Raw genomic sequence first — 15052 nt, forward strand, 5'->3', positions numbered from 1 at the left:
ATCTTACTACCCGTTAATGCGGGACAAAATCGGTAGTAAATCACTCATTTTATCTAGCACATAATCTGGTTTATACGCTTCTAAATACGCTCTACCTTTCAATGTCCATGACACCGCTACTGTTTTCGTACCTGCATTTTGTCCACCGACGATATCATGATGATTATCACCAACCATCAATGTTTCTTCTGGCTTTGCATCTAATAATTCGAGTGCTTTTTGGAGTGGTTCTGGATGTGGTTTCACATGTTCCACATCATCAATCGTCACGACAACATCAAAAAACTGATCCAGTTTCGAAAGCTTTAATCCCATTTCAACCGTCTGTCTCGCTTTCGTTGTAACGATGCCGATCTTATAACCTTGCTTCTTCAATTCTTGAACCGTTTCATATACAGTTTCATACTCTTCCACTAATTCATCATGATGCTCATGATTAAATTGACGATAACATGTAATCATCTCTTCAACCTTACTTGCATCAATCTTACTAAAAGTATCATGCAAAGATGGACCGATAAATGGCAATACATCTTCACGCTTATACTGATTAGAATAATAGTGATTTAACGTATGTAAAAAAGAAGAGATAATAAGTTCATTTGTATTAATTAACGTTCCATCTAAATCAAATAACACTGTATTTATTTTCATCGTCCTTAATCCTTTCATTACCTGAATATGAAAGAAGCAGCATCTTATATAAGATGCTACTTTTCTCTAATTTTCTAAATATCTTTTATCAGCTTGCCCCATTTTTCGTCTCACAATAATGAAAATGATAGAAATAACAACAATTCCAATAGACATTACTTGTGCAATACGAAGTGGTCCTAGCATTAAACTATCTGTACGCAAACCTTCTACGAAGAAGCGTCCCACTGAATACCAAATTAAATATGTGAAGAATAATTCACCACGGCGTAAATTCACTTTTCGTAACGCGAGTAGTAAAATAACGCCTGCAAAGTTCCATAATGATTCATATAAAAACGTTGGGTGATAATACACACCATCAATGTACATTTGATTAATAATGAAATCCGGTAAATGAAGACCTTCTAAAAACTGTCTCGTCACTTCATCACCATGCGCCTCTTGGTTCATAAAGTTTCCCCATCGGCCAATTGCTTGTCCTAGTAAAATACTCGGCGCAGCAATATCCGCTAACTTCCAGAATGAAAGCCCGCGTCGTTTCGCAAAAAGGATTCCTGTAATAACAGCCCCGATTAAACCACCATGAATCGCCAAACCACCTTGACGAATATTAATAATTTGACTCGGATTTTGCGAATAATATTCCCATTCAAAAATGACATAATACATTCTCGCAAAAAGAATGGCAATTGGTACTGCGATTAATACAAGGTCGATAAATGTATCTTTGTGAATACCAAGCCTTTCTCCCTCGCGAGTTGCTAGCCAAAGACCTAATAGCACACCTGTACCGATAATAACCCCATACCAATAAACAGGGAACGGCCCAAGTTGGACTGCTATACGGTCAAGCTGTGGTACAGAACCTAACAGCATATATATGACCTCCCTCTCTAGAGTCTACTCTTGATTTCCTAACTCAATCGCACTCATTAATCGTTCAGAGAACTGTTGTGCCGCATTGACTCCCATACGTTTTAATCTGAAGTTCATCGCTGCTACTTCAATAATAACAGCCAAGTTTCGACCAGGACGAACTGGAAGTGTAATCTTCGTAAGTTCTGTATCAATAATCTTCATCTTCTCTTCATCAAGACCTAAGCGATCATAATTTTTCTTTTGATCCCAAATTTCAAGATTAATAACAAGTGTAATACGTTTATAATTTCGTACTGCCCCTGCACCGAATAACGTCATTACGTTAATGATACCTAGACCACGAATTTCTAATAAGTGCTCAATTAAATCAGGTGAGCTCCCTACTAATGTATCTTCATCTTCTTGACGAATTTCTACGCTATCATCCGCAACAAGGCGGTGACCACGCTTTACAAGTTCAAGCGCTGTCTCACTTTTCCCGACACCACTTTGACCTGTAATTAAAACACCAACACCATAAATATCTACTAACACACCATGAACAGCTGTTGTTGGCGCTAACTTACCTTCTAAATAGTTTGTTAAACGACTTGATAATCTCGTCGTCGTTTGAGCAGAACGTAATAAAGGCACGCCTGATTCACGTGATGCTTGTAATAACTCATCCGGTACATCTTGATTACGAGTTACAATAATACAAGGCGTCTCCTCAGTACAAAGCGCTTTCATTCTCTCTTGCTTTTGCTCTGTCGTTAACGTATCAAAGAACGTAAGCTCCGTTTTTCCAAGAAGCTGCACGCGATCAGCTGGATAATATGTAAAAAATCCTGCCATTTCAATTCCAGGTCGCGATAAATCACTCGTATCAATCGGACGATGAATCCCTTCTTCACCACTTACTAACTCCAATTGAAATTGTTCAATTAAATCTTTTGTCCTTACTTTCGGCATATGTATAAACCTCCACTCCGCTGCGGGTTCAGTCTCATTTGATGTAAAATTCCATTCTATCGGATATTGTACCATTTTTTTCTGGAAACAAGAAACTCGGTTTCTAATAAATAGAAAAAAACATTTCATATGAATCATGAAATGTTTTTCTTTTTGTCATTTTCTCTTTTTTTCATGTAATGGTTCAACAATTACTTTTTCAATTATCATATTAAAAATAGAAATACAAATTGCCGCAACAATCGCTACACCAAATCCAGATATATTAAAGGCGTCCCCTAATAACGAATCCGTCATCTTTAACGTAATCGCATTAATAACAATTAAGAAGAAACCGAAAGTTACAAGAGTAATCGGTAGCGTAATTAAGATTAAAAGCGGCTTTACAAATACGTTTAAAATCGCCAATATAATACTCGCAATAATTGCAGTTTGTATATTTGCTATGTAAAATGCGTCTGGTGCAACCCCTTTTAAAAGTCCGGATACAGCGATTAACACAACGCTATTTACAAGAAGTGATACAATCCATCTCATTTCCTTACACATCCTTTTAACATATATATTTCATCATACGCTAATAGACAATAAACGCAAGTATCATACGAGCGCTTATATCAACTTATTCTACCCTTCATGCTTGTATACCTATTAACAACCTTACTAGTTTTCCTTAGTGAAATAAAAACCGAGTGCAATTCCCACTCGGCTTTCATTAACAACTTATTGTGATAACTCTACTTCTTTTATTTTCTCTTTCATTCTTGCTTTATCACGATCTAAAATCTCTTTTAAATACTTACCTGTATAAGAGCGCTCTTCTTTCACTACTTGCTCTGGCGTTCCGGAAGCAACGATTTGTCCGCCTTTGTCTCCGCCTTCTGGTCCAAGGTCAATAATATAATCAGCTGTTTTAATAACATCTAAATTATGCTCAATTACAAGTACCGTCTCACCACTCTCAACAAGACGTTGCAACACTTCTAGAAGGCGTGCAATATCATGTGCATGTAAGCCAGTCGTTGGCTCATCTAAAATGTATAACGTACGCCCTGTAGAACGACGATGCAATTCAGAAGCTAATTTCACACGCTGCGCCTCACCACCTGATAACGTCGTAGCTGGTTGTCCTAATTTCATATAACCAAGCCCTACATCTACAAGCGTTTGAAGTTTACGCTTAATCTTCGGGATATTAGCAAAGAACTCTACCCCATCTTCAATTGTCATCCCTAACACTTCAGAAATATTCTTATCTTTATATTTCACTTCTAACGTTTCACGGTTGTAACGTTTACCGTGACAAACTTCACACGGAACATACACGTCTGGTAAGAAATGCATTTCGATTTTAATAATTCCATCACCACGGCACGCTTCACAACGGCCACCTTTTACGTTAAAGCTGAAACGTCCTTTTTGATACCCACGTACTTTCGCTTCATTCGTGTGCGCAAATACATCACGAATATCATCAAATACGCCAGTGTATGTCGCCGGATTTGAACGTGGTGTACGCCCGATTGGTGATTGATCAATATCAATCACTTTATCTAACTGCTCAAGACCTTTAATTTCTTTATGAGCCCCTGGCTTCGCTTTCGCCTTATATAGCTTTTGAGCTAATGATTTGTATAGTACTTCATTAATTATCGTACTTTTTCCAGAGCCAGATACGCCTGTTACTGCTACAAATGTTCCTAGAGGGAATGACATTTTCGCATTCTTTAAGTTATTTTCTTTCGCACCGACAATCTCCACTTTACGTCCGTCACCTTTACGTCTTTCAAGTGGTACCGGAATAAACTCTTTACCGCTTAAATATTTCCCAGTTAATGAATTCTCGTCTTGCATAACTTCAGCTGGTGTACCTGCTGATACAACTTGACCACCATGAATACCTGCACCAGGTCCGATATCAAGTAAATAATCAGCAGCCATCATCGTATCTTCATCATGCTCAACAACAATTAACGTATTTCCTAAATCACGCATTTCCTGCAATGTACGAATAAGACGATCATTATCACGCTGATGCAAACCAATAGAAGGCTCATCAAGAATGTAAAGTACGCCAGTAAGGCGAGAACCAATTTGTGTCGCTAAACGAATACGCTGCGCCTCACCACCTGATAAAGTTCCTGCGGCACGACTTAACGTTAAATAATCTAAACCGACGTTCACTAAGAACCCAACCCGTTCCTGAATTTCTCTTAAAATTAAATGAGCAATTTTTTGTTGTTTCTCCGTTAACTCAACAGTTGAGAAGAACTCCTGTACTTCTTGAACAGAATATTTCGTTACATCGGCAATCGTTTTATCACCAACGAAAACAGCTAAACTCTCAGGCTTTAAGCGTCCACCTTTACACTTCGGACAAGCTTGCTCTGCCATATATTTCTCCATTTGCTCACGAATATAATCAGAACTCGTCTCACGATAACGACGCTCAATATTCGGAATAACACCTTCAAATAAAATCTCATTTTCCTTTACTTGACCAAATTCATTCACATAGCGAAAATAAAGCTTCTCTTCCCCGCTTCCGTACAGCACTTTATCAAATAAATCCTTCGGTATATCTTTCACCGGCATATCCATATCGATGCCGTAATGATTACACACAGATTTTAACAATTGCGGGTAATATTGTGAACTTGTCGGTTCCCAAGGAGCAATCGCATGTTCATTTAATGACACATCCCAGTTCGGAATAACAAGTTCTAAATCTACCTCTAACTTCGATCCAAGTCCATCACAAGAAGGACACGCGCCGAACGGACTATTAAACGAGAACATACGCGGCTCTAATTCTCCGATTGAAAAACCACAATGTGGACAAGCATGATGTTCACTAAATAGAAGTTCTTCCTCTCCCATTACATCGATTAAAACTCGGCCCCCGCCAAGCTTTAAAGCACTTTCTAGTGAATCTGCAAGTCGGCTTGCAATTCCTTCTTTCACAACAATACGGTCAATAACAACTTCAATTGAATGCTTCTTATTTTTTTCTAAAGTAATCTCTTCCGATACATCCAGCATCTCTCCATCAACGCGCACACGAACATAACCTTGCTTCTTAATATCTTCTAATACTTTCGCATGCGCACCTTTACGCCCTGACACGATAGGCGCTAGCACTTGCAACTTCGTACGTTCAGGATATTCAAGAACACGGTCTACCATTTGTTCCACTGTTTGTGATGTAATTTCAATTCCATGATTCGGACAAATCGGCGTACCAATTCGTGCGAATAATAAACGTAAATAATCATAAATCTCCGTTACCGTTCCAACCGTTGAACGAGGATTACGACTCGTTGTTTTTTGATCAATTGAAATCGCTGGAGATAAACCTTCAATCATATCAACATCCGGCTTATCCATTTGCCCTAAAAACTGGCGCGCATACGCAGATAAAGATTCCACGTATCTACGCTGTCCTTCTGCATAAATCGTATCGAATGCTAACGATGATTTCCCCGAACCAGACAATCCCGTCACAACAACAAGCTGATTCCTCGGAATGGTTACGTCAATATTTTTTAAATTATGCGCTCTAGCACCTTTTACAACAATAAAATCTTTACTCACTCTTTTCACCCTTCCGCTTTTAATTCTAATAGTAAATCTCTTAATTCAGCTGCACGCTCGAAATCTAATGCCTTTGCTGCTTCTTTCATCTCTGCTTCCATCTTCGCAATTGTATTTTCACGTTCTTTTTTCGTCATCTTCTTAGCTGGTGTTGCTTCATATATTTCCGTATCCTCAGCTGCTGTTGTCGCACGAATAACGTCACGTACTCCTTTTTGAATCGTCTTCGGCGTAATACCATGCTTTTCATTGTAAGCTTCTTGTATACTACGACGACGCTGTGTTTCTTCAATTGCAATTCCCATTGATCTCGTTATGCGATCTGCGTACATAATAACGCGGCCGTTTGCATTACGCGCCGCACGACCAATTGTTTGAATTAATGAACGCTCTGAACGTAAGAAACCTTCCTTATCAGCATCTAAAATAGCTACAAGTGATACTTCTGGAATATCTAATCCTTCTCGTAATAAGTTAATACCGACAAGTACATCAAACTTACCAAGGCGAAGATCACGGATAATTTCAATACGCTCTAATGTTTTAATTTCAGAGTGAAGATAATTCACTTTAATTCCTACATCTTTTAAATAGTCCGTTAAATCCTCTGACATTTTCTTCGTTAAAGTCGTAATTAATACACGTTCATTTTTCGCAATCCGGTCATGGATTTCTCCTAATAAATCATCTATTTGTCCTTCAATTGGTCGTATATCAATTGGTGGATCTAAAAGCCCTGTTGGACGAATAATTTGTTCTATTGCTTTCGGTGACTGCTCTAACTCATACGGTCCTGGCGTTGCCGAAACGTAAATAACTTGATTCGTTTTCTCTTCAAACTCATCAAACGTGAGCGGTCTATTATCTAAAGCTGATGGCAGACGGAATCCATGATCAACAAGCACTTGCTTACGTGCTTGGTCCCCGTTATACATCGCTCTTACTTGCGGAACCGATACGTGCGACTCATCCATAACGATTAAGAAACCCTCTGGAAAATAATCTAAAAGCGTATACGGCGTTGAACCTGCTGGACGAAGTGTTAAATGACGGGAATAGTTTTCAATCCCTGAACAAAAGCCCATCTCGCGCATCATTTCTAAATCATAACGCGTTCGCTGTTCTATGCGCTGCGCCTCTAACAACTTACCGTTATCATTTAATTCTTTTAAACGCTCTTCTAATTCTTTTTCGATATTTTCAATAGCGACCTTCAGCTTTTCTTCACGTGTAACGAAGTGAGATGCCGGGAAGATTGCTACATGATCACGTTCTGCTAATACTTCACCCGTTAATGCATTTACTTCTCGAATACGATCTATTTCATCCCCAAAAAATTCAATTCGAATACAATGCTCATCAAGTGATGCGGGGAAGATTTCAACTACATCTCCGCGCACACGGAATGTACCACGCTTAAAATCAATATCATTACGTCCATACTGTACATCAACAAGTTCACGAAGCAATTGATTGCGGTCCTTTTCCATACCAACTCGAAGCGAAACAACTAACTCGCGGTATTCTTCCGGAGAACCTAAACCGTATATGCACGAAACACTCGCAACGATAATAACATCATCTCGTTCAAATAAGGAAGACGTTGCCGAGTGGCGTAATTTATCAATTTCATCGTTAATTTGCGCATCTTTTTCAATAAACGTATCCGTATGTGGTACATACGCTTCCGGCTGATAATAATCGTAATAACTAACAAAATACTCCACAGAATTGTTAGGAAAGAAATCTTTCAGCTCACTATATAACTGTCCTGCTAACGTTTTATTATGAGCCATTACAAGTGTTGGTTTCTGCACTTCTTTAATGACATTTGAAATCGTAAATGTCTTACCCGTTCCTGTCGCTCCAAGCAACACTTGCTTTTTCTTTCCACTATTAATTCCCTCTACAAGCTTCTCTATCGCTCCCGGCTGATCACCTTGCGGGGAATACTCTGAGATAATTTCAAATGGATGTTCCAACTAAAAACCGACCTCCTCATAAAAATCTGTATTATTATTTTACCACGAATGCCCATAAAAAACCTAAAAAAAACGAACAGATATTCGGTAAAGTTTTCGACAAGTTATATATAGAAAAAGGAAGGAATAAATACTTCCTTCCTCTACTAACTCTATTTTTTAAGTACATATAATAAGTCATATCCATTGCGCCCATTTTCATTCGTACAATCTATTAACCTATATGCCATTTCTGATTCACGTTGCTCTTTAACAATCCTTTTACAACTATCTTTATGTAACCCTTTATGGTCACCAGCAAATTGATCTTGTCTATTATCTAACACATAAAGTATATCTTTCTCACTATGCTCTAACGTTTGAAAAATCGGGTCACCTTCATGTGTATACTGTGCAATTCTTATTTTATCAACTTCCCCTTGTTCCACATTCCAAACGAACTTCTCGAATTTATCTAGATTAGAAATTTCCGCCCCTTTGCAACGACATCATTCTTCTTATCAATTGCACTGTTAGGTTGTGAACATGCTACTAAACTAAAGAGAAATAAGCATATAAAACTTGTTCTTTTTCCTATTGTTATCCTCTCCTATACAAACTATTGGTATACTAGAAAAAAGCTACTTTCCTCTATGAAAGTAGCTTCTTGTTTCCTTTCTCCTTCTTCGGAAAAATAACATATGAAAATGAAATCGCAGTATCCGCTAAAAGAATAATAGCCCATACTTTGCTTACACGGCTTGCTGTTTTATTTAAAACGATTCCTGACTCTAACCAATTTCCCCACTGTTCTACTGGAATAAGCCCATACATGAAGAAAAAGAATATATGAACCGCAATAAACAAAATAAGATGTAAAATCCAATTTTTTATTTCCTGCTTCGCATGCGCCATCCCTGTTACTTCAAATGGTTCTTCGATAATAGGCGCCGGTTCATTCCGCCACTTCGCAACTAATTTTTGTACATATATATCTAATTTCTTCAAATCCTTTTTCCCATAAAAAACTGCATATAATAAAATGATTACCGTAATGATTTGAAAATTAGAGAACTTCCCTGTTTGATAATAGTCCAATACCCCTAAAGTTAAAATAAACACTTCATTTATGAGTAGCACAATCCCCATAATAAAGCTCGCCTTTTTCAAGCGAAATCCATACCTTAGTAAAAAGAATCCGATAGCTGATAACCAAAATACAATCTCTGCCCCAATTAAAAAATACCAACGATATTCTGCAAGTATACTCATTTATCCCTCTCCCTTTCGTCATATATACGAAAAGCCTCATCCATATATGATAGAAGCTCTTCTTCAATTGGATACATACTCATTTTCTGTGAATCTTCTTTTGACTTTCTTACTTCCCACAATTTATCTAAAAATGCTTCATCACCATTTGCCATCTCTAAACACTTCTGCATTAATTTCTTTGTTGCGCCTTGTACCTCATCACATGATGCTTCCTTACCGTCTTTCATAAAGTTACGTAGTTGCTTTAATAAATTTACCCATTCTAAAACATTCGGGTCTTCTTCACTCATGTTCGGCAAATTATGAAGCAACTTTTGTTCTCCCTTAGAAAAAACTTCATTTTGAAACATCTCACGTATTCGCGGAGACTGTTTCGAAAGCTGAATGAGTTCAAACATAACTTTCCAATCCAGTTCTCCCTCCACATCCACTGAATAAACAACTGCCTGTAAAATACGTTCCATTCGATTAAATTTTTTCTGTTCTTCCTGTACAAATCTAAGTTGCTTTTCAAGCGATATTTTTAAATTGAGCTCATCCGTTATTAACATATTCGTAATCTCTTTTAATGAAAAACCCATTTCTTTTAAAAATAAAATTTGTTGCAAACGAACAACATCTCTCTCGCTATATAACCGATGTCCTCCATCAGTTTTCCCACTCGGCTTTAATAAATCAATTTGATCATAATAACGTAACGTCCTTACTGTAACCCCTGTTTCCCTCGTTAGTTCTTGAATTGAAATCAACTCCATCACCTCTTCTCCTTTATTATAAAAGGTGACGTAACGTAACTTTCAAGTAGTTTGTAAAAAAAATACAAAAAGCTGTTTATACCTTTTGTATAAACAGCTTTTATGGAAATAACCCCTTTTGTATAGCACGCCCACAAAATAAAATAATTGCCCCTACAACAACACTTGTTGCTGTTTTATGATAATGCGCTAAAATTAATAAATAGTATGATAAACCTACAGCACCAATTATAATACATACACTTGGCACTGGATTACGAGAGAAGTTTTGTATTCCCAAAAACAAAGCAAAAATAGCCGTAGCGACACATAATACCGGTAATCCCATCCCAGTTCCCCTTTTTCTATCTATTCCTTGTTGCTAACACACTCGTCGATGCCATACTTATTAATAAACCAAAAATAGCAATATATAATAACTCATTTACATGTACTACTTGCCTATCTAAATACTTATTTACACAAAGATACATAATGAACAAAAAAACGCAGCTTGTAATACAAATCGTAAAATATGACTTCATATTGTTCACAACTCGCTCATCAATTGACGATACTCTCTCTTCTTTCAAACGCTTTTGTTCTCTATATTCCGAAATGCCATATAAAATGACTAGTGCTACATTCGATATGAAGATCGTTCCCCACGAAATACTTAAAATCATTAAACTCACATTTAAAACAAGACCCGCTAAAAACAAACTTCCTATAAACCGTATAATATCTTGCTTACTCATACATGATCAGCCTCTTTTTGATTTCTATATTTCCATTTCGGCCAATAGTTCACAAAGAAATAAACAAACTGTCCTAATACAAATAAAACAAACGGCATGCCCGCATTTCCATAAACAATTAAATTATACAAACTCCATACCGCTAAACTCATTGTTAAAAACAACCCTAAATATTTAAACGCTTTATCCGATTGAAATCTCTCAAACTCATCTTGCATTTTCATTCCTCCTATCGCTATGCTCGTTTCCCCGCCATTACTCCTATAGTGAGACTACCAGCAAATAAGAAACTACATACAATGAATATTTCTGGAATCGGTATAGTAATTCGCCCTATCGCTTTGCTTGCAACAATATAAACAATAAGCAAAAGAAATGCGAATATAAATGAGACATTTACATACTTTCTTATATTTTCATTTACCCGCTCATCTATATCTGGAAGTTCTTCTTTTTTGTACTTCCGCTTTTTGCAATTCGTATACAATATCAGAAATACAATTGCTAAAATGTTACTAACTATAAGCGATAACATCGGTATGGATGGGTCCATAATACGAACTAAAACGTCCCCTCACATAATCCTAAGACAGTAGCGATATACAACTTTTTAGTGTCGTTCATTTTCTCTCCCCTTACTCCAGCGTAAATATTTCCTCTACCTTCATCCCAAAATATTTGGCGATTTTTAGGGATAGCTCTAGACTCGGATTATAATGATGGTTTTCAATCGCCACAATCGTCTGCCGCGTCACCTGCATCGCCTTTGCCATTTCCACTTGCGTTATATGATGTTGTTTTCGTAATTCTTTAATTTTATTTTTCACACCCATAGGCTCCACCTTCGAAAGTAAAGATATCTTTACTTTAATTATAAATATTTTCCAAATTCAAGTAAAGATATATTTACAAAAAAAGGTAAAAAAAGAGACATCTATAAGATGCCTCTTTTYTTTGCTACATAAATCCTAAAGCATACACAAGAACATACCCAAGAACAGATAGGCAAACCGAGCCAATCAATCCTGCCATGAATGCCCTACTTCCTAATTTACGGAACGTTTTAAACTCTACATTTAAGCCTAGCCCTGCCATCGCCATTGCAATAAGCATGTACGCAATTACTACAATATAGCCGGCAACAACTTCTGGGATAATCCCAATCGAATGCACCGCACTCATCGCTAAAAATCCGAAGATGAACCAAGGAATCGGAAGGTCGCGCCACGATCTTTTTTCCTTGCTTTCCTCGCTCTTACCAAACCATAATCCAATTAAAATCGCTACTGGCACAAGCATCGCTACGCGCGTTAACTTCACAATAACCGCGATGTCTACAGCCGTGCTACCTCCTGGCGCTGCAGCCGCGATAACGTGAGCAATTTCGTGCAGCGTCGCACCTGAGAACACACCGTAACCGTAGGGTGAGAAGCCAAGCACTGGGTATAATAGCGTATAAATAAGTGTAAATATTGTACCTAAAATTGCAATAATTGCTGCCCCGACTGCTGTTTCTTCATCTTTCGCTTTCACTTGCGGTGCAATTGCCACGACCGCTGCCGCTCCGCAAATTGCAGTCCCGCATGCTGTTAAAATTCCAAGTTTCTGTTCTACTTTAAATACTTTCGTTAGTCCATATACAACGAAAATTGTAAATGTAATAACAACCGCTGCGATGACCAATACTTTCGGCCCCGCCTTCGCAATATCTACAAGATTTAACCTCATTCCGAGTAAGATGATCCCAAAGCGTAGCAACTTCTTACTCGCAAAGTTCGTTCCCACTATCGCTTCTTGAGGAATCCCGATTGCCGCGCGCCAAACCATTCCGATTAGAATAGCGATTACTAATTGTCCCATAATATTTAAAAATGGAAGCTCTGCTAAATATTTCGCGGCGATTGCGATTAATAACGTAATCCCAATACCTTGCGAAAATCCAAAGCCCTTCTTCTTTTGTATAACAAGTGTTTGTTCCACTTTGTACCACCCCAATAATCGTATTGGAACATGCATGTTCTTTCTAGTTACATTATAAGAGAGTTTTAATAATAAGTTTAATATCAATATTGAATCCCTATCATCAGAAATACTTATGATAAAATAAAAGCAAAAATAAAGGGGCTAACAAATGAACGTCGACATTTTAAAGATCTTTGTTACTGTCGTTGAACAAAAACATTTTTCGCGTGCTGCGGAACTATTAAACCTTTCACAACCTGGCGTTAGTATGCACATTCGCAACCTGGAAAATGAATTTGGGACTACACTTATTCAGCGCTCCCCAAAGCACGTCCAAGTTACGGAAGCTGGAAACATATTATACATACACGCAAAGCAGATGCTCTCCCTTTATGAAGATGCAAAACAGGAAATTAATGCGCTGCATAACGTCGTAACAGGGACACTTCGCATCGGCGCTAGCTTTACAATTGGCGAATACTTACTTCCAAAAATACTTGCGCGCTTTGCCAATGAAAATGCACACGTCGAAGTTCATACATTTATCTCCAATACGGAAGAAGTTTTGCAAAGCCTCCGCTCTAATCAAATTGATATCGGCTTAGTGGAAGGCCAAGTCGTATACGCTGACGTAGATGTTGAAACTTTTATGCAAGATGAAATGAAACTCGTCGTCCCGCCAAACCACCCATTGCTCCATATCAAGGGGATTAACGAAAATGCATTGCAAGACCAAGTCTGGGTATTAAGGGAGAGCGGCTCTGGCACACGTGCCTATAGCGATCGATTTATACACCAACATCATTTAAAAATGAAACGCTTCTTTACATTTAGCAGTATTCAAAGCGTGAAGGAAGCCGTTGCAGCCGGTCTTGGCATCGCTATCCTTTCAGATTGGACTGTTCGAAAAGAACTGTTGGCACAAGAAATATTCCACATCCCTGTTCCGAACGAAGAGCTAATCCGTCCATTCTCCATCGTGCGCGGCAAATATTTTATCCCGTCTAAAGCTATTCAAGTCTTTTTAAAACACGTAGATTCTTTTGCGAAAAAACAGAGTTGACCTTCACATTAGTGTGAAGGTTTACAATACATGTAAAAGGAGTGAAACACATTGCGAATTGGAGAGTTATCAAAAGAAACTGGGGTTAGCGAAAGGGCACTAAGACATTATGAAGAAAAGGGATTACTCCCTTCGAAACGCCTAGCAAATGGCTACCGTGATTTTGATGAAAGTGCAATCGAAAAAGTAGAGCTGATTCAAATGTACTTGCAAATCGGCTTAAATTTAGAAGAAACAGAACGAATGCTACGTTGCCTTGAAATCGAGCCACATCTCTACGAAAATCCGTGTAGTAGTATCCTTGCACTTTACGAAGACAAACTTGATGAGGTAACGAAGCAAATCACATTACTTTCCAACATTCAAACGAATTTACAAAAACACGTTTCACTCCTAAAACAAGCAAAAGAAAAGGGATGATTACATGTTTGTTATACATGGCAGTTCAAGACAAAACGGAAATACGGAAGCTTTAACACATATGGTGATTGATGGGATTGAAACAGAACAAATTTACTTGCGTGATCATATCGTCCACCCAATCATAGATCAGCGCCATGATGTAGAAGGATTTCAACCTGTAAATGATGACTACGAGCAGTTAATTGAGCGCATGCTAGAGCACGACACGATTATCTTCACTACACCACTATACTGGTACGGAATGAGCGGCCACATGAAGAACTTCGTTGATCGCTGGTCACAAAGCTTGCGTAATAAATCTCTTCATTTCAAAGAAAAAATGAAAGGCAAAAAAATGTACGTTGTCATCGTTGGCGGAGACAGTCCAAAACTGAAAGCATTGCCGCTTATCGCCCAGTTTCAATATATCTTTGATTTTGTTGGTTCATCATTTGAAGGGTATATTATTGGGGATGCGAATGGACTAGATGAAATCAAGAACGATGCTGAGGCGCTGGCAAAAGCACAATTGTATAATAATAAATTCAAAAATAGCAAACAGAAATAAGTTTGACAAATCCATTTGTATGCGCATACAATAAAAATAATATTATGAAAGGAAGGTACTTTGACCAATGAAGTTCTAATTCTCTTATTTATTTCATCCATCACAAATAGTGAACAAAAATGATGAAAACTAGCAGAGGATTAGTCTGTCCATTTGTCGATACTTTCTTTCGATACGATCATGTAAAAAATCGTTTATTTATGTACGATTTTTACATTGAAGGGCGACATTTATCCTCTCTAGTGAAA

The 15052-nt window shown here is 37.8% G+C and carries 16 protein-coding genes and 2 pseudogenes; 3 read left to right on the plus strand and 15 right to left on the minus strand.

Annotated features, from left to right (window positions below; all coding sequences use genetic code 11):
- Positions 1–6 precede the first annotated feature (6 nt).
- From ppaX to AC1DKZ_RS21325, 15 genes and pseudogenes are all read right to left on the minus strand, one after another.
- A complete protein-coding gene (ppaX, locus tag AC1DKZ_RS21255; RefSeq protein ID WP_002112826.1) occupies positions 7–654 on the minus strand; it encodes a pyrophosphatase PpaX in 648 nt (215 codons plus the stop codon).
- Positions 655–720: 66 nt separating this feature from the next.
- On the minus strand, positions 721–1533 hold the full coding sequence (lgt, locus tag AC1DKZ_RS21260) for a prolipoprotein diacylglyceryl transferase (protein ID WP_002034719.1): 813 nt from the start codon (positions 1531–1533) through the stop codon (positions 721–723).
- Between the two features lie 24 nt (positions 1534–1557).
- A complete protein-coding gene (hprK, locus tag AC1DKZ_RS21265) occupies positions 1558–2487 on the minus strand; it encodes an HPr(Ser) kinase/phosphatase (protein WP_002016091.1) in 930 nt (309 codons plus the stop codon).
- Between the two features lie 156 nt (positions 2488–2643).
- Positions 2644–3024, minus strand: coding sequence for a phage holin family protein (locus tag AC1DKZ_RS21270; RefSeq protein ID WP_002089574.1), 381 nt, complete (start codon positions 3022–3024; stop codon positions 2644–2646).
- Positions 3025–3210: 186 nt separating this feature from the next.
- The gene (gene uvrA / locus AC1DKZ_RS21275) at positions 3211–6081 is read right to left on the minus strand and encodes an excinuclease ABC subunit UvrA (RefSeq protein WP_002016096.1); all 2871 of its coding nucleotides are present in this window, start codon (positions 6079–6081) and stop codon (positions 3211–3213) included.
- A gap of 5 nt (positions 6082–6086) precedes the next feature.
- Positions 6087–8063 carry an excinuclease ABC subunit B gene (gene uvrB, locus AC1DKZ_RS21280; protein ID WP_107887223.1) on the minus strand — a complete coding sequence of 659 codons (1977 nt, stop codon included), beginning with the start codon at positions 8061–8063 and terminating at the stop codon, positions 6087–6089.
- A gap of 152 nt (positions 8064–8215) precedes the next feature.
- Positions 8216–8646: pseudogene (locus tag AC1DKZ_RS21285) on the minus strand (DUF4362 domain-containing protein).
- A 47-nt stretch (positions 8647–8693) separates the two neighbouring features.
- Positions 8694–9314, minus strand: a complete 621-nt coding sequence (locus tag AC1DKZ_RS21290) for a hypothetical protein (RefSeq protein ID WP_107887221.1) — start codon at positions 9312–9314, stop codon at positions 8694–8696.
- The gene (locus AC1DKZ_RS21295) at positions 9311–10072 is read right to left on the minus strand and encodes a MerR family transcriptional regulator (RefSeq protein ID WP_131929179.1); all 762 of its coding nucleotides are present in this window, start codon (positions 10070–10072) and stop codon (positions 9311–9313) included. Before AC1DKZ_RS21295 ends, AC1DKZ_RS21290 begins: the two co-directional genes overlap by 4 nt.
- A gap of 100 nt (positions 10073–10172) precedes the next feature.
- Positions 10173–10400 (minus strand): hypothetical protein, encoded by a 228-nt coding sequence (locus AC1DKZ_RS21300; RefSeq protein ID WP_476997001.1) that lies wholly within the window; start codon positions 10398–10400, stop codon positions 10173–10175.
- A gap of 16 nt (positions 10401–10416) precedes the next feature.
- On the minus strand, positions 10417–10809 hold the full coding sequence (locus AC1DKZ_RS21305; protein ID WP_107887218.1) for an ATPase: 393 nt from the start codon (positions 10807–10809) through the stop codon (positions 10417–10419).
- Entirely contained in the window at positions 10806–11027 is a 222-nt protein-coding gene (locus AC1DKZ_RS21310) for a hypothetical protein (protein WP_002089582.1), read from the minus strand. The genes AC1DKZ_RS21305 and AC1DKZ_RS21310 overlap by 4 nt, the downstream gene beginning before the upstream one ends.
- 17 nt (positions 11028–11044) lie before the next feature.
- Positions 11045–11433: pseudogene (locus tag AC1DKZ_RS21315) on the minus strand (hypothetical protein).
- Positions 11434–11444: 11 nt separating this feature from the next.
- Positions 11445–11642 carry a helix-turn-helix transcriptional regulator gene (locus tag AC1DKZ_RS21320; protein WP_000538358.1) on the minus strand — a complete coding sequence of 66 codons (198 nt, stop codon included), beginning with the start codon at positions 11640–11642 and terminating at the stop codon, positions 11445–11447.
- A 124-nt stretch (positions 11643–11766) separates the two neighbouring features.
- Positions 11767–12789, minus strand: a complete 1023-nt coding sequence (locus AC1DKZ_RS21325; RefSeq protein WP_131929180.1) for a YeiH family protein — start codon at positions 12787–12789, stop codon at positions 11767–11769.
- Between the two features lie 151 nt (positions 12790–12940).
- On the opposite strand from AC1DKZ_RS21325, the gene AC1DKZ_RS21330 reads away from it, so the two are divergent.
- From AC1DKZ_RS21330 to AC1DKZ_RS21340, 3 genes are read left to right on the plus strand one after another with little or no spacing between them, the layout of a single operon-like run.
- Positions 12941–13834, plus strand: a complete 894-nt coding sequence (locus AC1DKZ_RS21330; protein WP_107887216.1) for a LysR family transcriptional regulator — start codon at positions 12941–12943, stop codon at positions 13832–13834.
- 51 nt (positions 13835–13885) lie between these two features.
- Positions 13886–14254 carry a MerR family transcriptional regulator gene (locus AC1DKZ_RS21335; protein WP_002016114.1) on the plus strand — a complete coding sequence of 123 codons (369 nt, stop codon included), beginning with the start codon at positions 13886–13888 and terminating at the stop codon, positions 14252–14254.
- A gap of 4 nt (positions 14255–14258) precedes the next feature.
- Entirely contained in the window at positions 14259–14804 is a 546-nt protein-coding gene (locus AC1DKZ_RS21340) for an NAD(P)H-dependent oxidoreductase (protein ID WP_107887215.1), read from the plus strand.
- Positions 14805–15052 lie beyond the last annotated feature (248 nt).

This window comes from Bacillus sp. 05T21, assembly GCF_056396785.1.